At 68.8% G+C, this 20,161-nt stretch carries 17 protein-coding genes and 1 riboswitch; of the genes, 9 read left to right on the top strand and 8 right to left on the bottom strand.

Features of this window, described 5'->3' with window-relative positions; all coding sequences use genetic code 11:
- Position 1: 1 nt before the first annotated feature.
- The 4 genes from ACFFN1_RS16050 to ACFFN1_RS16065 form a co-directional block, all read right to left on the bottom strand.
- On the bottom strand, positions 2-1,126 hold the full coding sequence (locus ACFFN1_RS16050; protein ID WP_376841900.1) for a bifunctional 2-methylcitrate synthase/citrate synthase: 1,125 nt from the start codon (positions 1,124-1,126) through the stop codon (positions 2-4).
- A complete protein-coding gene (gene prpB, locus ACFFN1_RS16055) occupies positions 1,123-2,028 on the bottom strand; it encodes a methylisocitrate lyase (RefSeq protein ID WP_376841901.1) in 906 nt (301 codons plus the stop codon). Before prpB ends, ACFFN1_RS16050 begins: the two co-directional genes overlap by 4 nt.
- The gene (locus ACFFN1_RS16060) at positions 2,028-3,524 is read right to left on the bottom strand and encodes an MmgE/PrpD family protein (RefSeq protein WP_376841902.1); all 1,497 of its coding nucleotides are present in this window, start codon (positions 3,522-3,524) and stop codon (positions 2,028-2,030) included. Before ACFFN1_RS16060 ends, prpB begins: the two co-directional genes overlap by 1 nt.
- 271 nt (positions 3,525-3,795) lie before the next feature.
- Positions 3,796-4,737: a hypothetical protein gene (locus ACFFN1_RS16065; protein WP_376841903.1), complete on the bottom strand. Its 942-nt coding sequence runs from the start codon at positions 4,735-4,737 to the stop codon at positions 3,796-3,798.
- A gap of 100 nt (positions 4,738-4,837) precedes the next feature.
- Here ACFFN1_RS16065 and ACFFN1_RS16070 point away from each other — a divergent pair, with 100 nt between their 5' ends.
- The 4 genes from ACFFN1_RS16070 to ACFFN1_RS16085 all read left to right on the top strand — a co-directional run bounded on the left by ACFFN1_RS16070 (position 4,838) and on the right by ACFFN1_RS16085 (position 8,438).
- Positions 4,838-5,377 carry a DUF4916 domain-containing protein gene (locus tag ACFFN1_RS16070; RefSeq protein WP_102161330.1) on the top strand — a complete coding sequence of 180 codons (540 nt, stop codon included), beginning with the start codon at positions 4,838-4,840 and terminating at the stop codon, positions 5,375-5,377.
- A riboswitch (TPP riboswitch) is annotated at positions 5,378-5,483 on the top strand.
- Between the two features lie 29 nt (positions 5,484-5,512).
- Complete coding sequence (locus ACFFN1_RS16075; RefSeq protein ID WP_376841904.1) at positions 5,513-6,154, top strand: ECF transporter S component; 642 nt, start codon at positions 5,513-5,515, stop codon at positions 6,152-6,154.
- Positions 6,154-7,638: an ABC transporter ATP-binding protein gene (locus ACFFN1_RS16080; protein ID WP_376841906.1), complete on the top strand. Its 1,485-nt coding sequence runs from the start codon at positions 6,154-6,156 to the stop codon at positions 7,636-7,638. The genes ACFFN1_RS16075 and ACFFN1_RS16080 overlap by 1 nt, the downstream gene beginning before the upstream one ends.
- Positions 7,635-8,438: an energy-coupling factor transporter transmembrane component T family protein gene (locus ACFFN1_RS16085; protein WP_376841907.1), complete on the top strand. Its 804-nt coding sequence runs from the start codon at positions 7,635-7,637 to the stop codon at positions 8,436-8,438. The genes ACFFN1_RS16080 and ACFFN1_RS16085 overlap by 4 nt, the downstream gene beginning before the upstream one ends.
- A 12-nt stretch (positions 8,439-8,450) precedes the next feature.
- On the opposite strand, the gene ACFFN1_RS16090 is transcribed toward ACFFN1_RS16085, so the two are convergent.
- Positions 8,451-9,050 (bottom strand): class I SAM-dependent DNA methyltransferase, encoded by a 600-nt coding sequence (locus tag ACFFN1_RS16090; RefSeq protein WP_376841908.1) that lies wholly within the window; start codon positions 9,048-9,050, stop codon positions 8,451-8,453.
- Positions 9,051-9,054: 4 nt separating this feature from the next.
- Entirely contained in the window at positions 9,055-9,945 is an 891-nt protein-coding gene (locus ACFFN1_RS16095) for a LysR family transcriptional regulator (protein WP_376841909.1), read from the bottom strand.
- A gap of 243 nt (positions 9,946-10,188) precedes the next feature.
- Here ACFFN1_RS16095 and ACFFN1_RS16100 point away from each other — a divergent pair, with 243 nt between their 5' ends.
- Both ACFFN1_RS16100 and amaB read left to right on the top strand, forming a co-directional pair.
- Positions 10,189-11,346, top strand: a complete 1,158-nt coding sequence (locus ACFFN1_RS16100) for an NAD(P)/FAD-dependent oxidoreductase (RefSeq protein WP_376841910.1) — start codon at positions 10,189-10,191, stop codon at positions 11,344-11,346.
- Between the two features lie 128 nt (positions 11,347-11,474).
- Complete coding sequence (gene amaB, locus ACFFN1_RS16105) at positions 11,475-13,007, top strand: L-piperidine-6-carboxylate dehydrogenase (RefSeq protein ID WP_376841911.1); 1,533 nt, start codon at positions 11,475-11,477, stop codon at positions 13,005-13,007.
- Between the two features lie 100 nt (positions 13,008-13,107).
- Here amaB and ACFFN1_RS16110 read toward each other — a convergent pair whose 3' ends face one another.
- Entirely contained in the window at positions 13,108-15,330 is a 2,223-nt protein-coding gene (locus ACFFN1_RS16110; RefSeq protein ID WP_376841912.1) for an HNH endonuclease signature motif containing protein, read from the bottom strand.
- A gap of 331 nt (positions 15,331-15,661) precedes the next feature.
- Here ACFFN1_RS16110 and radA point away from each other — a divergent pair, with 331 nt between their 5' ends.
- Positions 15,662-17,053 carry a DNA repair protein RadA gene (gene radA, locus ACFFN1_RS16115; RefSeq protein WP_376841913.1) on the top strand — a complete coding sequence of 464 codons (1,392 nt, stop codon included), beginning with the start codon at positions 15,662-15,664 and terminating at the stop codon, positions 17,051-17,053.
- A gap of 219 nt (positions 17,054-17,272) precedes the next feature.
- Positions 17,273-18,376 carry a DNA integrity scanning diadenylate cyclase DisA gene (gene disA, locus ACFFN1_RS16120; protein ID WP_376841914.1) on the top strand — a complete coding sequence of 368 codons (1,104 nt, stop codon included), beginning with the start codon at positions 17,273-17,275 and terminating at the stop codon, positions 18,374-18,376.
- Positions 18,377-18,382: 6 nt separating this feature from the next.
- Here disA and ACFFN1_RS16125 read toward each other — a convergent pair whose 3' ends face one another.
- Positions 18,383-19,108, bottom strand: coding sequence for a hypothetical protein (locus ACFFN1_RS16125; protein ID WP_376841915.1), 726 nt, complete (start codon positions 19,106-19,108; stop codon positions 18,383-18,385).
- A 37-nt stretch (positions 19,109-19,145) separates the two neighbouring features.
- On the opposite strand from ACFFN1_RS16125, the gene ACFFN1_RS16130 reads away from it, so the two are divergent.
- Positions 19,146-20,150 carry an iron-sulfur binding domain-containing protein gene (locus ACFFN1_RS16130; protein WP_376841916.1) on the top strand — a complete coding sequence of 335 codons (1,005 nt, stop codon included), beginning with the start codon at positions 19,146-19,148 and terminating at the stop codon, positions 20,148-20,150.
- Positions 20,151-20,161: the final 11 nt, after the last annotated feature.

Here is a 20,161-nt window from a genome sequence, read left to right on the forward strand (position 1 = left end):
GTCAGCCGCGGTCAGCCGGGACTTCGCGCTGCTCTTCGCCGTCGTAGGCCGAGAGCGGGCGGATGAGTGCGTTGGACGCCTGCTGCTCCATGATGTGGGCGGTCCAGCCGGTGATGCGGCTCATCACGAAGATCGGCGTGAACTGCTCGGTGTCGAAGCCCATGAGGTGGTAGGCCGGACCTGAGGGGTAGTCGAGGTTCGGGTAGATGCCCTTGCGGGACACGAAGTCCTCTTCGAAGGTGTTGTAGAGTGCGAGCAGCTCGTCTGCTCCCTTGACCTTGACCATGTCCTCGAAGGCGGCGCGCATGGTGGGCACGCGCGAGTCGCCGTTCTTGTAGACGCGGTGGCCGAAGCCCATGATCTTCTGCTTGTTGGCCAGTGCATCGTCGATCCAGGCCTCCGCTTTGTCAGCGGTGCCGACCTCTTCGAGCATCGCCATGACGGCCTCGTTGGCACCGCCGTGCAGCGGTCCCTTGAGGGCGCCGACGGCACCGGCGACGGCCGAGTACAGGTCCGAGGTCGTCGAGGTGATGACGCGGGCGGTGAACGTCGAGGCGTTGAAGGAGTGCTCGGCGTAGAGGATCATCGAGATGTCGAAGCAGCGCACGACCTCCTCGGCCGGCACCTCGTCGAAGACCATCTTGAAGAAGTTCGCGGCATACGACAGATCGGTCGTCGGGGCGACCGGGTCGAGGCCGTGGCGGCGTCGGTGGTCGATCGCGACGATCGTCGGCAGCTGTGCGTACAGCCGCTCGGCCTTCGCACGGTTGGCCTCCTCGCCCTCGACATCGGCCTCGGGATCGACGGCGCCGAGGTAGGCGACGGCGGTCTGCACGACGTGCATCGGGTGGCAGTCCTTCGGCAGGCCGAGGATGAGGTCGACGAGGGTGTCGTCGATGGCGCGCTGGCTGCGCTCACGGGCGGTGAACTCCTCCAGCTGGGCAGCACTCGGCAGCTCGCCGTTCCAGATGAGGTAGGCGACCTCCTCGAAGCTGCAGTTCGCGGCGAGCTCCTGGACGGGGTAGCCGCGGTAGGTGAGCGAGTTGGTCTCCTGGACGACCTTGGAGACAGCCGTGGTGTCGACGACGACGCCTGCCAGGCCCTTCTTGATGTCGGTCTCGGTCACTGGTGACCCTCCTGTGAGAAGTTGAAGATGTCTGCATCGAAGTCGTTGTACGCACCGTAGTCGATGGTCTCGTACAGATCGGCGCGCGTCTGCATGCCCTCGACGATGCTTTCCTGGGTGCCTTCGGCGCGGATCGTCTCGAGTCCGCGCTTGATCGCGCCCATCGCGATGCGCAGGGTCGTCACCGGGTAGATGACGAGCCGCACCCCGACACCGGCGAGCTGCTCGGTGGTGAACAGCTCGCTCTTGCCGAATTCGGTCATGTTCGCCAGGATCGGCACGTCCAGCTCCGAGGCGAAGGTCTCGAACTCCGACAGGTCCCGCATGGCCTCGGGGAAGATGAGATCCGCCCCGGCATCGGCGTAGGCCTTCGCCCGGTCGATCGCGGCATCAAGGCCCTCTCCGGCGCGGGCGTCGGTGCGGGCGCAGATGACGAAGTTCTCATCCCGGCGGCCCTTGACGGCCGCGGAGATCCGCTTGACCATCTCGGCGGTCGAGACGACCTCCTTGCCGTCGAGGTGGCCGCAGCGCTTGGGGTTGACCTGGTCCTCCAGGTGCATGCCCGCCAGGCCTGCGTCCTCGAACTCCTGGACGGTGCGGGCGACATTCATCGCCTCACCCCAGCCGGTGTCGGCGTCGATGAAGGTCGGCAGGTTCGTCACCCGGGAGATGTTCCGGCCGTGGGCGACGACCTCGGTGAGCGTCGTGAGCCCGATGTCGGGCAGCCCCTGCGCTGCGGAGAACGCACCGCCGGAGATGTAGACGCCTTCGAAGCCGAGCTGCTCGATGATCTGGGCGTTGATCGGGTTGATCGCGCCCGGGAACTGCACGATCTCGCTGCCGGCGAGCAGTTCGCGGAACCGCTTGCGCCGCTGGGCTGCTGGTGTGGTCGCGCCGAGCATCAGAAGATCCCCTTCGAGCCGGAGTGCTCGAGGCCCTCGACGACGAAGGACAGTTCGCGGATCTCATCGGCGGACAGCTCCGGCAGGCGCTGGACGAGGTCGAGGAAGCGGTCCTGCTCCTCCTCGGCGATGATGCCCTTGGCGAGGGTGCGGAACTTCTCGACGTAGTTCTCGCGGACGAACGGGCGCGCACCATTCGGGTGGGCGTCGGCGACGGCGATCTCGTCGACCATCGTCGAGCCGTCCTCAAATTCGATCTCGACGCGGCCACCGAAGGCCATCTCGTCCGGATCGGTCGAGTGGTACCGGCGGGTCCACTCGGGATCTTCGGTCGTCTCGATCTTGTGCCACAGTTCGACGGTCTCCGGGCGGGAGGCGCGCTCAGGGGCGTAGGAGTCCTCGTGGTGCCAGCCCTGGTCCTCCATGGCGACGGCGAAGATGTACATGATCGAGTGGTCCAGCGTCTCGCGGGAGGCCTTCGGATCCATCTTCTGCGGGTCGTTGGCGCCGGTGCCGATGACGTTGTGGGTGTGGTGCGAGGTGTGGATGACGATCTTCTTGATCGCGGTCAGATCGTCGATCTCCCTGCCCATCTTGCGGGCGAGGTCGATGAGTGCCTGCGCCTGGTACTCAGCCGAGTGCTCCTTGGTGTAGGTGTCGAGGATCGCGCGCTTGGCCTCGCCCTTGGCCGGCAGCGGCACGGTGTAGCGGGCCTCGGGACCGGAGAGGATCCAGGCGATGAAGCCGTCTTCGCCTTCGTAGATGGGGCTCGGCGCACCTTCGCCGCGCATCGCACGGTCGACGGCCTCGACAGCCATCTTGCCGGCGAATGCCGGCGCGTGGGCCTTCCACGAGGAGATCTCGCCCTTGCGGGACTGGCGGGTGGCGGTGGTGACGTGCAGCGCCTGCTGCACAGCCTGGAAGGTCACCTCGGTGGGCAGGTGCAGCATCGCACCGATGCCGGCTGCCGCCGAGGGGCCGAGGTGGGCGACGTGGTCGATCTTGTGCTCGTGCAGGCAGATGCCCTTGACGAGGTCGACCTGGATCTCGTAGCCGGTGGCGATGCCGTTGACGAGGTCCTTGCCGTCGACGCCGAGGTGCTGGGCGACCGCGAGGATCGCCGGGATGTTGTCACCGGGGTGCGAATAGTCCTTGGCGAGGAAGGTGTCGTGGAAGTCGAGTTCGCGCACGGCCACGCCGTTGGCCCAGGCAGCCCATTCCGGGGAGACGGTGTCGTCGAGCGGCTGGCCGAAGACGGTGGCGCCCGGGGCGGCCTTGTGCGGCAGCGCCTGCTCGCGTGCGTGGGTCGGGGCGGCGCGGCGGACCGAGGCGGCGGCGACGGCGGCGTTGTCGATGATGCGGTTGATGACCATGTCCGTCACATCGGCGTCGACGGCGACGGGATCGGATGCGACTTCTGCGATCTTCCAGGCCAGCTGATCTTCGCGGGGGAGGTCTTCCGAGCTCTTATAGGTGCGGACTTCATGGTTGATCATGGAGATTCTCCTTGTCTCGACGTCTGCCGTCGATGGGTCGTCGACGCTGACCGTCAGTGCCCGAGCGTCTCACGGGCTGCATTCAACTGTATGAGCGGCACGGGCTGAGCACCACGCCACACTTTATCTTGATATCAAGATAAAACATGAGCAGGGGCAGCACAAACGCCGTACGTTCTCTAGGATGCCACGCGCACATGTGGCCTCGCTCACCGGGTCCCGTCCCAGCTGCGCGGCCAGCCCGCTGGCCTGCGCTAATGCCCCTGTTCGCTCAGTCCTCTGCCGGCTGCCCGGTGCCCTGGATGGTCGAGACGAGGGTGATGAGCGACAGCCGGGCTCCCGGATGCGCCCGGAGCTTGCCGTCGCCGGCATCGGTGAGCACGCCGCCGGAGCGCCAGTCGCCGAGGATCCGCAGCAGGGTCTCAGACGTGCCGGCGAGCACGGCATGGGCGAAGCTCTCCCCGGAGATCGTCTCCGGGGCGTAGCCGAGGAGCCGGAAGAACTCGGCGGTGTGGGCCTTGAGCCGCTCGTCGGTCTCGAGCACAGCGTGGATCTGCTCGGATTCGGGCAGGCTCACCCGCCCGCCGGCACCGAGGTACATCGCCAGGGTCGAGAACAGCGGGATATCGAGGTCACCGGCACCGGTGACCTGGGTGTTGACCTGCTGCCAGTGGTTCGCCGCGGCGAGCGCCCACACGCTGAGCCAGCGGGCGAGCGCCCCAGCCTGCTCGTCACTGAGCTCGATCGCACGGCCGGCAGCCACCGCCTCGGCGACGGGGCCGAACAGTTCAGGCAGACCAACCGTCACCGACTCAGGCCCGGCCTGTTCGAACATGCCGGTCAGCAGCAGCGTCGCCCAGGCCCGCTCGGTCAGCGGCAGCTCAGCCAGCGTCTTGGCGCCACCGGCCTCTTCGAGTCCGGCGAGTTCGGCGACAGCGGCGAGCTCCTCACCGCTCAGCTCGCCGGTCTCGGCGGCCGGGCGCTGCGCGTTCGGACCGGAGGCGACCCAGTGCCAGATCCGCAGCGCGGCGGCCACGACCGACACCTCGGCGATCTGGGCGGCGTCGACGGCCTGGGATTCGGGCTGGTCGATCTGATCCTCGGCGTCCAGGAGGCCGAAGAGGGTCATGGCGATCGGGTGGTAGTGGGCGTTGATCTCGTCGGCGAGATGCTGATCCTGACCGGTGTGCTGCTCGTTCATGTCATCGCTCATGCCCCGAACCTATCGCAGCCCCGGTGGTTCACGCCTCCCGCTCCTGGGGACATGCGCCTGGAGTCTGGCCTGACCAGAGCCCGTGTGGAACCATGGGACTATGACACGCACCGCTTTGGCTTTCGATGAGAACTGGCTCGAACCCGATGAGCTGGCCCGGCTGCGCAGACGCCTGCCGATGGCCTACATCAATGCGGTGCCGGTGCTGCTCGACGACCACGGTGTGCCGGAGAAGGTCGGGCTGCTGTTGCGCACCGGCGATGACGGCTCGCTCGTGCGCGAGGTGATCGGCGGGCGGGTGCGCTTCCACGAGACCCTGCGCGATGCGCTCATGCGCCATGCCGAGAAGGACCTCGGGCCGCTGGCGTTTCCGTCGCTGCCGAGCTCGCTCAACCCGTTCCACGTCGCCGAGTACTTCCCGACCGAGGGCGCCTCCAAGCTTCACGATCCGCGCCAGCATGCGATCGCCCTGTGCTACATCCTGCCGGTGCAGGGTGAGTGCACACCGCGCCAGGATGCGCTCAGCCTCGACTGGCTCACTCCTGACGAAGCACTGCGCGAGGACATCGTGGCGGAGATGAACCACGGACAGGAGCACATCGTCAAAGCCGCCCTGGCGTACATGGGTCTGCTACCGTAGACGCGACGACAGGGGAGCGCTCACGAGGAGCGCTGAGAGTGCACAGTTGCAGACCCTCGAACCTGACGCGGTTCATACCGCCGGAGGAAGTCGAGTCTCTTCACCCCTCCTTGCCTGATTGAAGGAGGATTTGCGATGTCTGACGTCCAGACCCGCCACACCGATTCCGAACCCAACCCCACTCCGGCCGGCGTGCCGGCCACGATGCGCTGGAGGGTCGTCGACATCGTCGTCGCCTCGGTGCTCGCCGTCGCGATCGGCATCGTGTTCTGGGCCTGGTCGAACTCCTGGGAGACGATCAGCGCCCCGTTCCAGGCCCTCTACCCGCCCACCAAGGGCCTGCTGACCGGCGTGTGGGTGCTCGGCGGAGTGCTCGGCGGGCTCATCATCCGCAAGCCCGGCGCGGCACTGTACGTCGAGGTCCTCGCGGCGATCGTCTCGGCGGTGCCGGGCAACTACTTCGGGCTCATGGTCATCGTCACCGGGCTCATCCAGGGCTTCGGCGCTGAGATCATCTTCGCCGCACTGCGCTACCGCCGCTACACCTTCATCGCCACGCTGCTCGCCGGCCTGGGTGCCGGGCTGTCGCTGGCGATCGGCGAGAACATCCTCTACAACGCTGCGTGGACGTTTGAGCACAAGGCGCTCTACACCGTCTTCGCCGGCATCTCCGGCGTGGTCCTGGCCGGCCTCGTGTCGTGGTTCGCACTCAAGGCGATCGCCCGCACCGGTGCGTTGGGCGCCTTCGCCTCCGGACGCAGCGCGCGAGAAGTCTGATGGCAGCCGCGACCCGCGGCGTCGACGTCCTGGCCCGCGGTTTCGGCTGGCGGCACTCCGGCCGCAAGCGCGCCGCCGTCAGCGACATCGACCTGCGCATCGAGGCCGGTGAGCGCGTCCTGCTGCTCGGCTCCTCGGGCGCCGGGAAGTCGACGCTGCTGCATGCGATCGCAGGAGTCCTGCCGGCCGAATCCGGGTACCGGACCGGCGAGCTGCTCGTCGACGGCCGCCCACCGGATCCCACCTCGGGCACCACTGGGCTCGTCCTGCAGGACCCGGACGCGCAGGTGGTGCTCGCCCGGCTCGGCGACGATGTGTGCTTCGGCATGGAGAACACCGGCGTCGACCCGGCCGCGATGCCCGCCCGCGCCCGCAAGGCGCTGGCCACCGTCGGCCTCGACCTGCCGTGGGACCATCCGACCTCAGCACTGTCCGGCGGGCAGAAGCAGCGTCTCGCCCTGGCCGGCGTGCTCGCCATGGCGCCTGGCCTCATGGTCCTCGACGAGCCGACGGCCAACATCGATCCGGCCGCCGTTCCCGAGATGTGCCAGGCGGTTCTCGACGCGCAGGCCGCCTCTGGTGCGACCCTGCTCATCGTCGAACACCGGGTCGACATCTGGGCCGATCACGTCGACCGGATCATCGTGCTCGGCGAGTCCGGGCTGGTCGCCGACGGCTCGCCGGCTGCGGTGCTGCACGACCCGGCGCTGCGCGGCACCCTGGCTGGCGCTGGGGTCTGGCTGCCTGGTGCCGCACTCCCCCAGCCGCGCGTCCCGCGGCCGGCGGGTGCGGTGCTGCTGGAGGCCGAGAAGCTCGCCGTCGCCCGGGCCCGCCGCGGTCCGGTCGCCGTCAGCGACCTGAGCATCGACCTCGCCGAAGGCCAGGCGCTCGCACTCGTCGGGCACAACGGCGCCGGCAAGTCGACGACCGCGCTCACCCTCGGCGGGCTGCTGCCTGCCCGCGCTGGGAGGGTGAGGGCCACGGACCGGCTGCTCGACCTCGGGCGCGGTGCGCCCCGCCGCAGCGACCCGCACCGGTGGCCGGCGGCCGACCTCGTCGCCCGGATCGGCACGGTGTTCCAGGAGCCGGAGCATCAGTTCCTCACCACCACGGTCGCCGATGAGCTGCGACTGGGCCCGCGCCAGGCCGGCTGCCCGCAGGCCGAGACCGAGGCGCGGGTGGCCGAGCTGCTCGAACGCCTCCGGCTGACCCGGCTGGCGCATGCGCATCCGCACACGCTCTCCGGTGGGGAGAAGCGGCGGCTGTCGGTGGCGTGCATGATGGCGACCCGCCCGCCGGTGCTCATCATCGACGAGCCGACCTTCGGCCAGGATGCCAACACGTGGCGGGAGCTTGCGGCGCTCAGCTGCGAGCTGCTCGACGCCGGCACCGCGCTGCTGACCGTCAGCCATGATGCGGAGTTCCTCCAGGCGATCGCCGCTGAGCGGATGCTCTTCGGCCGCGGGCAGGCGGTGCGCGCATGAACGCCGACCTCCTCGTCCCCGTCCTCCGGGAGACCCCGCTCGTGCGCTGCAATCCAGTCGCCAAGCTCGCCGCCGGTGCAGTGCTCGCCATCGCGGTCGTGCTCAGCATCGACGTCGTCTCCGCCGCGGTCATGCTCGGACTCGTCATCCTCATGCTGCCGCTCACCGGCCTCGACCTGGCCGTGCTCGTCAAGCGGCTGTGGTTCCTGCCGCTGGCCGCGCTCATGGCCGGCTGGGGCACCGCGCTGCTGTCGCAGAAGACCGGCACCGTCATCGTCGATGCCGGCCCTCTGCTGCTCACCAGCGACTCGCTGACGATGGGTGCTGCGGTGGCGCTGCGCGCGCTCGCGCTCGCGCTGCCGGCGGTCATGCTCATCGCGACGATCGACCCGACCGACTTGGCCGACAGCCTCATCCAGCACCTGCGGCTGCCGGCGACCTTCGTGCTCGCGGCACTCGCCGCCGCCCGGCTCGTGACCCTGTTCATCGCCGAATGGCAGACGCTTGCGCAGGCGCGCCGGGCCCGAGGTGTGGCCGGCGGGAACGTGTTCGCCCGGATCGGCGGGTTCTTCCAGACCTCGTTCGCACTGCTCGTGCAGGCGATCCGGCGCGGCACCCGGCTGGCGATGGCGATGGAGGGCCGCGGCTTCGGTGCGCAGAACCGCACGTGGGCGCGGGTCTCGACATTCCATCCCCGCGACGGAGCCCTCGTCGCCGGTGCGATCATCGCCGCTGCCGTCACGATCGGTGCGGCGGTGGCGGCTGGGACCTGGAACTTCATCTTCACGATCGGGTCGTGACACCCGCCGTGTTCAGGCCCGGACGGAGACGCAGACGAGGAAGTCGCTGCCGGCTGCGAACGGCTGCAGCGTCCAGGTCGCGAAGCGGTGCTCGATGCGCAGGCCGGCCTGCATGAGGTCGTCGGCGTATTCGTCGAAGTCGTAGCCGCGGCCGGCGCCGAAGCCGGTGATGAGCCGACCGCCGGGGGCGAGCACGGAGGCGAGGTTCGCGATGACGGCTGAGCGGGAGGCGGGGTCGAGGAAGGTCATGACGTTGCCGGCGCTGGCGGCGATGTCGAAGCCGTCGCCGAGCTGCTCGGGGCCGGTCTCGGCGAGGTCGCCGACGTGCCATTCGCCTGCCGGGCAGGTCTCGCGCGCCTCGCTGATGAGCACCTCGTCGAGGTCGATGCCGACAATGCTGTGGCCGCGCTCAGCCAGGTATGCGCCGACTCGGCCGGTGCCGCAGCCGGCGTCGAGGATGCGGCTTCCGCGTTCGGCCATCGCGTCGATGAGCCGGGCCTCGCCGTCGAGGTCGTGGCCGGCGGCGGCGAGGCTGCGCCAGCGCTCGGCGTAGCGGTGCGAGTGCTCGGGATCCTTGGCGATCATCTGCGCCCACTGGTGCTGGTAGCTCATGGGCTCATCGTATCCCCGCACCGGAAGTGAAGACCTCGGTGAGCACATCGGTGACGGCGGTGATGTCGGGCCGGTCGGCGAGCTCCTCGCGGCTGATGACGACGATGTGCCGGCCGCCGGCCTCGGTGCCGGGCACGAGGTGCAGCCCGTCCGGGGCGAGCGCCATCATGATCGGGGTGCCGAGCGTGAAGCCGAGACCGGACCGCACCATCGCCAGCGCAACGGTGGTGTCGGTGATGATGTGGGTCTCGCGCGGGGCGAACCCGAGGCCGGCGATCGCGAAGCGGACTGCCCGGCCCTGCAGGGAGCGGCTGGGCGGCAGGATCCAGCTGGCCCCGGCGAGCGCCTCGTGGGTGGGCGCCTGACCGCCCGGGGCGACGACGGAGAACTCCTCGCTGTGCACGCGCTTGACCCGCAGCCCGCGCTGCGGAGCGAGCGGGGCGGCCGGATAGTCGATGCCGATGCCGACGTCGATGCGGCCGGCGAGCACCGCCTCGGGCATGTGCTCGACATCGATCTCACGGGCCTGCACGCCCGAGCCGGTCAACCGGCTGGCCGCGGCGGCGAAGGCGACGACCGAGGCCGAGCCGAATACTCCCAGCGTCACAGCGCCGAAGCGGCCGAAGTCCTGGCCGCGCACCGCCTCGGCGGCCTGCTCCTCAGCGGCGATGACCGCCCGCGCCCGTTCGAGCAGGGTGCGGCCGGCCTCGGTGAGGGTGAAGCCGCGGCCGGCGGCGACGAGCAGGTCGGTGCCGACGATGCGGCGGAGGCTGGACATATGCTGGCTGATCGCCCCGGGGGTGTAGCCGAGGGCGCGGGCAGCGGCGCTCATGCTGCCGAACTCGGCGACGGCGACGAAGGCGCGCAGCTGCACGAGCGTCCAGTTCATCGCCATCGGCACTCCCCCGTTCTGCCACATTCTCCATCGGCCGCACCGGCCACCTTTCAGTAATACTAAACGCTGCATTCACAGTTCATCGCTGTCAGGACGTTGCCTGGAGCCGGTTGGCTGGCGGAAGATGAAAGCACACGCAGTTGTGAGACCCGACACAGTCGTCGGGCCTGTGCTCCCGGCGCAGACTGGCGGACCCACACGGTCCCGGCAGGCCGCGCCGGACTGAAGAGGAGGAGGTTCACCATGACTGTTCCCCTGCCCCCGAGCGCCTCGATCGTCATCATCGGCGGCGGCATCATGGGCGTGGCAGCCGCGTACTACCTGGCCGAGGCCGGCGTCGAGGACATCGTCGTCATCGAACGCGACCAGCTCGGCTCCGGGTCGACGTGCAAGGCCGCCGGCGGTCTGCGCACTCAGTTCTCCGACGAGACCAACATCATGCTCGGCGCCCGCAGCCTGGAGACATTCCGCCGGTTCAAGACCGATTTCAACACCGACCTCGATCTCGTCACGAGCGGCTATCTGTTCCTCATCGACGATGAGGCCGATGCTGCGGCCTTCGAGCGCAATGTCGAGCTGCAGCGGTCGCTGGGCCAGAACTCGCGGATGCTGACCGTCGCGGAAGCCCAGGAGCTCTCGCCGGTCATCGACCCCTCGGGCCTGGTGGCTGCGGCTTTCAACCCTGATGACGCGCACTGCACGCCCGAGGCGGCGGTGGCCGGGTTCGCCTCTGCCGCCCGGAAGCTCGGGGTGACGTTCGTGCAGCGCTGTGCGGTCACCGACATCGTCACCAGCGGCGATGAGATCCAGGGGGTGACGACGACGAAGGGCGACATCGCCGCCCCGCGCGTGGTGTGCGCGGCCGGGGCATGGTCGCAGGCGGTGGGCGAGATGGCCGGCGTGCAGCTGCCGGTGACTCCGCTGCGGCGGCATGTGGCGGTGACTGAGCCGGTCGGCTTCGACGCGACGAAGCTGCCGTTCACCATCGACTTCTCCACCTCGTTCTACTTCCACTCCGAGGGCAAGGGGCTGCTCATGGGCGCGCCGGAGGCCGAGGACGTGCGCGACTTCAATCTGCACACCGATCCGGGCTGGCTCAACCGGCTGGCCGAGCTCATCGAACACCGCGCGCCGGCGCTCGGCGATGTGGGGATCGGCAAGGGCTGGGCCGGCCTGTACGAATGCACCCCGGACCACAATGCGATCATCGGCACCGCCGCCCAGCTGCCCGGCTTCGTCTACGCGACCGGGTTCTCCGGCCACGGGTTCCTGCAGGGGCCGGCCGTCGGTGAGGTGGTGCGCGACCTGTGCCTCGGGCGCGAGCCGTTCGTCGACGTCAGCGGCCTGAGCGTCGAGCGCTTCGACCGGGAGGAGCTGCGCGTGGAGATGAATGTCGTCTGAGCCCGGAGGCCGAAGGCGACAGACTGCAGGCGACAGCGTTACCCTGACCACATCGCGACCCTGACCAGTTCCCGATCCTGATCACATCCCAATCCTGATCACACCCTCACACACGAAAAGGAGCATCCATGACCTTTCCCAGCCAGGACGCCATCATTCAGCTCACCCGCGAGGGACTGGCTGCCTGCGGCATCGACTTCGATGCGCTGCTGACTGAGGAGTCGGCGCAGACGATGCCGCTGCCTTCCCCCATCACCGGGCAGGTGCTCGGCCACATCGCCGTTGACACCCCGGAGACCGCCGCCGAGGCGGTGGCGAAGTCCCAGCAGGCGTTCCGTCAGTGGAAGGACGTGCCGGCACCGGTGCGCGGCAAGGTGGTCCAGCGCTGGGGCCGCCTGCTCGAGGAGCACAAGGACGAACTGGCCAAGCTGGTGACCGTCGAGGCGGGCAAGACACCCTCGGAGGCCGCCGGCGAGGTGCAGGAGATGATCGACATCTGCGAGCTGGCGGTCGGCCAGTCGCGGCAGATGTACGGCAAGACGATGCCGAGTGAGCGCCCGGGGCACCGCCTCATGGAAACCTGGCACCCGCTGGGAGTTGTCGGCATCATCACCGCCTTCAACTTCCCGGTTGCGCCGTATGCGTGGAACACCGCGCTGGCGATCGCCTGTGGTGACACGGTGATCTGGAAGCCGTCGGAGGCGTCGACGCTCTCGGCTCTCGGCGCGAATGCGCTGCTGGCGCAGGCCGCGCAGGAGGAGGGCGCTCCAGACAACATCAACCTGCTGCTCGTCGGTGATCGCACCGTCAGCGAGGTGCTTGTCGAGGATGAGCGCGTGGCACTGCTGTCGGCGACCGGTTCGGTGCCGATGGGCCGTGCGGTCGGACCGAAGGTGCAGCAGCGCTTCGGCCGGCTGCTGCTGGAGCTCGGCGGCAACAATGCTGCGATCGTCGCGCCGAGCGCGGACATGGATCTGTCGCTGCGTGGTGCGGTGTTCGCTGCCGCCGGAACGGCCGGTCAGCGCTGCACGACGCTGCGCCGCCTCATCGTGCATGCGGATGTCGCTGAGGAGCTCGTCGGCAAGATCGTCGATGCCTACGGCACGCTCAGCATCGGTGCACCGACTGCCGACGGTGTGCTCGTGGGGCCGCTCATCGGCAAGAAGGCCTTCGATGACATGCAGGCCGCGCTCGAGGCGGCGAAGGCCCAGGGCGGCGAGGTGCTGTGCGGCGGCAACCGGGTGCTCGCCGACGAGGCACCGGATGCCTACTATGTCGAGCCGGCCGTTGTGAAGATGCCGGGCCAGACCGAGATCGTGCAGGCGGAGACCTTCGCTCCGATCCTCTACGTCATGGAGTACACCGACCTCGACGATGCGATCGAGCTCAACAACGCCGTGCCGCAGGGCTTGTCCTCGGCGATCTTCACGCAGGATCAGGCGGAGGCCGAGCGCTTCCTCGCCGGTTCCGACACGGGTATCGCCAACGTCAACATCGGCACCTCGGGTGCGGAGATCGGCGGTGCCTTCGGCGGCACCAAGGAGACCGGCGGCGGACGCGAGTCCGGTGCTGATTCGTGGCAGGCCTACATGCGCCAGGCGACGAACACCGTCAACTACTCCGGCGAGCTGCCGCTGGCTCAGGGTGTGAAGTTCCTCTGATCCGGATCCGCTGACAGCGGCTTCATGGGAGCCGCTGGCCGGTCCGATATCGCCCCGGTTCGAGCATTGTGCTCGGGCCGGGGCGATTCGCGTGGGGCGATCAGAACGGCGGTGGGTCAGCGGAGTTCTGCCAGCCGTCCTCGGGTTCGCCGCCGAGCATGTCGAAGATGTTCGACGGTCCTGCCTCCGGCCGGGGCTCCGGTTTCGTAGGCGTTTCCAGCTCCGGTTTCGTGGCCGCTTCCAGTTCTGGGGTCACCGGACTACCAGCTGACGGAGGGGTCGCTGGAGCAGGAGGGGTGGGCCGATCGGCGAGCAGACTGGTGCGTTGATCGTCGGGATCGTCATCCCCGCTGGAGCGGTCAGTGCCATCGGAGCGATCGGGGATGCGCCGCACCGGTTCGGGACTGGGATTGGGCAGTCTGCCCTCCGCCATCGCCGCAAAGTGTTCAGCGTTGAGGACCCCGAACAGACTCTCAGGCACCGTGACCGGCGCACATTCGCGCCCCTCCATCTCCCAGAGGATCAGATCACTGCGGCCACTGGTGGCGAGCCTCAGCACCCCTTCTGTCTTGAGCTGATGATGCAGCTTGCACAGCGGGTGGAGGTTCTTCATCGTCGTGAGCCCACCGGCTGCCGGATGCTTGTGGTCGAAGGGCCGCTGGTGGTCGAGTTCAGCCTTCCGCGCCGGCTGGTGACAGCCGGGAGCAGTGCAGTACTGCCATTTCTCGACGAGTGCCACCCGCATCGGCTCGGGAATCGTGTAGTTCTGCGCCTGCGAGTCACGCACAGCACCGGTCTCCGGATCCGTGAGGATCCGGTAGGCGGTCTTCGGGCCGGATCCGACGATGCGGCGTGCGGCTTCAGGATTGATCGGGATGCCGTTGATGCTGCCGGGAACGTCGGCGTCCTCAGACAGAAGGGTCATCATCGGCACAGTGATATTCACGCGCGCCTGGCGACGCAGCCATTCGGCATCGGTCGGGCACGTGAAGCGGACGCTCGTGCGCCCGGGCTCCTCGCCCGGCAGGAACTCGCCGCCCACCTCGGCGGCGGGAGCGCAGGGCGACTCAGTCCCGATGAGGGCACCCACCATGAGATCGAACTTCAGCTGTTCGAGGGTGCGCGCGTCGAGCAGGACATGGTCCTTGGGCAGCTGCTCGTCGAAGCCGGACAGCTGACCCTTGCGGATTGCCTTGGCCATGCCGTCGAGGCGCGCTTCGAGCAGCGCGATCGCATGCGTGGGCCCGACGAGCGTCAGCTCACTCGTGCCGTTGGCGTTGTGGTGGGTGACGACGCGGCGGCGGCTGAAGGCATCCTCGTTCCGCTCCTCATCGGTCATGAGCGCGGCAATGAGTTCGTTGACCGCGCGCCGGAAGTACACCATCTTCGAGGCGCGGCACGCGGCGATCTTCTCATCGAAGGTCGGCATCAGCTCCGGCCGCAGCTTGCAGGAGGCCCGCACAGCGTATTCGAGCCGATCGAAGGACAGCTCGCCGGCGCGCACCATCGAGAGCATGCGCGGCATTCCCAGCACCGCGCGAGCCGCCCGCCTGACCTTGTTCACCGCAGTCTGGGTCGTGCAGTCGTAGAGTTCGGAGATGCCAAGGAGGAACGCGGCACAGAAGGTGTCCTCCACCTCGGCGAGGGCACCAGCCCACTGCTTCGCGCAGTCGGGGTCGACGAACTCGCCGACCGACTGAAAGCCCTCGCGGTTGGGCCGGCGCGTGTGGGCACGATCGTGTGCGCAGACGGCGCCGACGCGCGAGTACCGGCCGTGGGCGCTGTGCCCCATGAGGTGGTCGGGCCGCGCGTCCGAAGCATCCTCGCCGAGGCGCTTCTGATCGACGAGGCGCGCGTGCACGCTGAAGGAATCGTCCATTTTCGGAAGGCCCTTGTCCCAGTTGAACTCCACCTCATAAGCGCGGAACTCCGGGGAGACGCTGACCTTGAGGGGCCGCAGCGCGGAGCCCGCCTTGGCCGGAGGCAGGACCGCGGGGAGCGGGCGGCCGTAGAGGCGCGCCGGCCGGTACGCGATGGCGCGGTCGATCAGCTCTGCCAGATCCCGATGCTTGGGCTCACGGTCGAGGCGAGCGCTGTAGAAGGCGAGTACATCCTCGTACTCGTGCACCTTGAGCAGCCCCTGGGCGACACGGCTGGCGTGGAGCCGGTTGAGTCGGTCATCGAGCGTGCCGCGCACCGCCTCGCGCGCGTTGCGGCGGCCGGTGAGCGACCGACCTGGATTGACAGCAACGAAGGGGGCCATGTGCGCGCTGAAGGCCGCCTCAGCGCCAGACCGCGGCTGTTCAGGCTGTGTCTCATCCATGGCTTCCACCTCCTTTGGTGCCAATCAAGCGACTTCTTCCGCTTGTTGCTTCTATTATATTCGCATATCTGCCCGTTGTCCAGAGGCAATCTGTGGATACTTCGCGAACCCCTGGATTCTTCGCGAACCCCTGGATTCTTCGCGAACCCAGATCCCCTCCCCCACCGGCGCCGCCACTGCCGTGGAAACCGAGCCCGGCGCCGAGCCCGGCCCCCAGGCCGATCCGATGAGGTGCTTCCCACACTAGACGGAGGCACTGACATCACTTCCTGACCTGCGACAATCCACACTCGCACGAGCGATGTCCATGCGTCGTGCCATGCTTGGGAACATGTCTTACACCTGTACGGAATGCGGCTACAGCAGCATCAAGTGGCTCGGCAGATGCACCCGCTGCGGCGAGTGGGGAACGCTCGAGGAGACGGGCACGCCCAACAGCGCCACAGCGATCAAGACCCAGGCCAAAGAGGTCCCGGCGGGCAGGGGTGCCAAGCCGATCACCGAGATCGACGGCACTCGCACGCGGGCCTTCCGCACCGGCGTCTCGGAACTGGACCGGGTCCTCGGCGGCGGCATCGTCCCGGGCGCGGTCATCCTGCTGGCCGGCGAGCCGGGAGTCGGCAAGTCGACGCTGCTGCTCGATGTGGCCGGGCGCGCTTCGCGCGAATCAGGCGAGGATCGGCAGGCCCTCTACATCACCGGCGAGGAATCGGCCGGGCAGGTGCGGCTGCGCGCTGAGCGTACCGGCGCGCTGCATCCGGACCTGCTGCTCGCGGCGGAGTCCGATCTGGCGACCGTCCTCGGGATGATCGTCGAGGTCAAGCCCGAACTGCTCATCATCGACTCCGTACAGACGCTGGCCTCCGCCGACGTGCAGGGCGTGCCTGGCGGCGTGACGCAGGTGCGCGAGGTGGCGGCGGCGATCATCCGGGCGGCGAAGTCGCTCAATGTGCCCACAGTGCTCGTCGGGCACATCACCAAGGACGGCACCGTCGCCGGCCCGCGCCTGCTGGAGCATCTCGTCGACGTCGTCTGCGAGTTCGAAGGCGATAAGCACTCCCGCCTGCGCCTGCTGCGCGCGGTGAAGAACCGCTACGGCCCTACTGACGAGGTGGGCTGCTTCGACATGACGGAGCTCGGCATCCAGTCGGTCCCGGATCCCACCGGGCTGTTCCTCTCGCGCGGCAGCGGGCATGCACCCGGGTCGTGTCTGACGGTGGTGCAGGAGGGCAAGCGGCATCTGCTCGTCGAGATCCAGACCCTGGTGGACAAGTCGACGAAGGGGGCGCCGCGGCGCACGGTCAGCGGCCTCGACGCGAACCGGCTGGCGATGACGCTCGCAGTGCTGAACACGGAGCCGATGCTCCACGGATTCGCCGACTGCGATGTCTACGCCTCCACCGTCGGCGGCGCGAAGGTCATCGAGCCGGCGGCCGATCTCGCCCTCGCGCTGGCGCTGGAGTCGGCCTGGCAGTTCCGGGCGCTGGAGAACCGCGTCATCGGCATCGGCGAGATCAGCCTGTCCGGCGAGATCCGCAATGTCCCGGGCATCGAGCAGCGGCTGGAGGAGGCGTACCGGCAGGGCGTGACCCATGCGATCGTCGCCGCCGGCGGCCTCACGAGCGTCACCGTCCCGCGCGGCATGCACGTCACCCAGTGCGAGAGCATCCGACAGGCGGTCGAGGCGGCGATGGGTCTAGAGCTCACCAGCCGCTCCCGGTGAGCCCCGTTCCCGAGGCGGGGTCCCGTTCCCGAGGCGGGGTCCCGTTCCCGAGGGGGCGCGCGACCGCCGGAACCGCAATGCGTCTTGCCGGAACGCTTTGCGGCAGATCAGCAACACAACTGTTGCCCATTCGCAACCGGAATCCGCAACAGGACGCCATGAGTTTCGCTAGCCTACTGGAAGTACAGCCCACATCGATCGGAGAGCCAGGTGCGCGCGGTGACGAATCCCCTCTTCCTCGACTACCAGCGCGAGGTTGATCAGACCAGCTACGACCTGGTTCTCTCCACGCTGGCCGCCGTCGCCCCGGGCACCGAACTGCGCGACGGCCTCGAACGGATTCTGCGCGGGCGCACCGGCGCGCTCATCGTGCTCGGCCACTCGAAAGCGGTCGACTCCATCTCCACCGGCGGGTTCACCATCGACATCGACTTCTCCGCCACGCGCCTGCGCGAACTCGCCAAGCTCGACGGCGCGATCGTGCTCAGCCGCGATGCCTCCCACATCCACACTGCCGGCGTGCAGCTGCTGCCGGATCCCTCGATCGACACCCAGGAGTCAGGCACCCGCCACCGCACCGCCGAACGCGTCGCCAAGCAGACCGGCTTCCCGGTCATCTCCGTCAGCCAGTCGATGCAGATCATCCAGGTCTACGTCCACAACATCCGGCACGTCCTGGATACCTCCGACCGGATCCTGGCCCGCGCCAACCAGGCGCTCGACACCCTGGAGCGCTATAAGCACCGGCTCGATGAGGTGACGGCGAATCTCACCTATCTGGAGATCGTCGACCGCGCGACTCTGGCCGATATGCTCGTCGTCCTGCAGCGGCAGGAGATGATGCGCCGGATCTCGAAGGAGATCCAGACCTACATCCTCGAACTCGGCGAAGACGCCCGCCTCATCACCCTGCAGCACGATGAGCTCGTCAGCCCCGGCAGCGACAGCCAGTACAACCTGCTGCGCGACTACATCGACGCGCTGCCCGAGCACGACACGATCGACGATGTGCTGCAGAACCTCGCCGCGCTGCCCGGCCACGACCTCATCGACATCGACAAAGTCGCCCAGACGATCGGTTCCTCGGCGGCCAGCGAATCCCTCGACCGCTATGTCTACCCGCTCGGCTACCGGCTGCTGTCGACGATCCGCCGTGTGCCCCCGGTGGTCGTCGACCGGCTCGCCGAGCACTTCGGCCGCTTCACCGAGCTGCTGGCTGCTGAGCTCTCAGAGCTCGAATCCGTCGAGGGCGTCGGCGAGCACCGCGCGCGGATCGTACGCGAGGGCCTCAACCGCATCGAAGAGGAGATCCACGAGAACTGACGGGCCTCAGCCCTCGTCTTCGGGCTTCTCCGACTTCTCCGGCTCCGGCTCCTTCACCGAGAACTTCGCCGGCTTGCTCTCGACCTCACCGAGCTTCGTCACCAGCTCGTAGTCGCCGGCTGAGAACGAGTCGGCGGTGCGGTTGCAGTTCTTGTCCGTCGGGATCATCTGCCACTTGAGCGTCGACTTGCGCTCGGTGCCCGGCGCGAAGACGCGCACATCCTCATCGGCCGCCTTCTCATCCGGCGTGCAATACTCCGAGGACCACTGCGTCTTGCCGTCCTGGCGGATCTCGAAGACCTGATGCTCCGGGCCCACCGAGATCGCACAGGCGACGTCGTTGTTGTTCTTGACCGTCAGCTCCAGAGTCGCCGAGGCGCCGGGATCGTAGGAATCCGCATCGGTCCCGGCGATGATCTCCACCGCATCAGCCGGGCAGGCGCCCGAGGCTTCGTCCCCGGTCGGGGCCGGGAGGGTGGGCTCCGGCGACTGGGCGGCTGCCGCCTCGGCTGCGGCCTTGTCGCGGGAATCCTGGCGCACCTTCTGCACCGCCTTGACCATGAGCACGACGCCGAGCACGAGCAGGCACACGACGATGAGCGCGAGCACGCCGACGACGATGCGCCGGCGGCGGTAGACTGCAGGGCCGGGGCGGCGCGGACCGCCGCCACCGGGATCGCCGCCACCGGGGCGGCGCCGCTGGGAACTCTGACCACGCGCAGAAGGAGACATCATCTGAAGCCTACGGGCTGCAGCTGAAGCGACGACGATGACACACCGGACACCTGCCGAAACCGACCTCGCCGCCGCGCACGAGGCGGTCCTCACCTGGTTCGACGCCCACGCCCGCGACCTGCCGTGGCGGGCGCCGGGCACCTCGGCGTGGGCGGTGCTCGTCTCCGAGATCATGTCCCAGCAGACCCCGGTCGCCCGGGTTGCGCCCCGCTGGCGGGACTGGATGGCCCGCTGGCCGGCGCCGTCCGACCTCGCCGCCGCGCCCACCGCCGAGGCGCTGCGCGCCTGGGATTCGCTCGGCTACCCGCGCCGCGCCCTGCGGCTGAAGGAGTGCGCGGCCGTCATCGCCTCCGAGCACAGCGACCAGGTGCCGTGTGATGAGGAGACCCTGCTGACGCTGCCGGGGATCGGCGCCTACACCGCCGCGGCGGTCGCCTCCTTTGCGTGCGGACAGCGCACGACGGTCCTCGACGTCAACATCCGCCGGGTGCTCGCGCGCGCCTTCGACGGCCACGCCCACCCCAAGGGTGCGCTGACGAAGTCCGAGACCGCCTGGGCCGCCGAGTTCGTGCCCGCCGGACCGGATGCCCCGGGTGCCCGCCACGTGGCGTGGAATGCCGGGGTCATGGAGCTCGGCGCGCTCGTGTGCACCTCGCGCAGCCCGGCGTGCGAGGTCTGCCCGCTCGCCGCGCAGTGCCGCTGGCTGGCCGCCGGCCGCCCGGCAGGAGACGACCCGGCCCGCAAGCCCAAGACCCAGGCGTGGCACGGCACCGACCGGCAGCTGCGCGGGGCGATCATGGCCGTCCTCAAGGCCGCCGAGGCGCCGGTCGCCCGCGAGCTGCTCACCGCCTCGGCGGCGGAGTTCGACCCGGAGTCCGACCCGTGGTTCGACCCGGGGTTCGCCGCTGGGACGGTGGAGGCGGCGATCCTGCGGGTGCGCGAGCTCGGCGACGGGCAGCGGATCGGCCGGCTCGTCGATGCTCTCATCGCCGACGGGCTCGCCGCCGAAACCGAGGGCAGGCTGCACCTGCCGCACTGAAACGGCCGGGC

The organism is Brevibacterium otitidis, assembly GCF_042429315.1.
GTDB classification, from domain to species: Bacteria; Actinomycetota; Actinomycetes; order Actinomycetales; family Brevibacteriaceae; genus Brevibacterium; species Brevibacterium otitidis.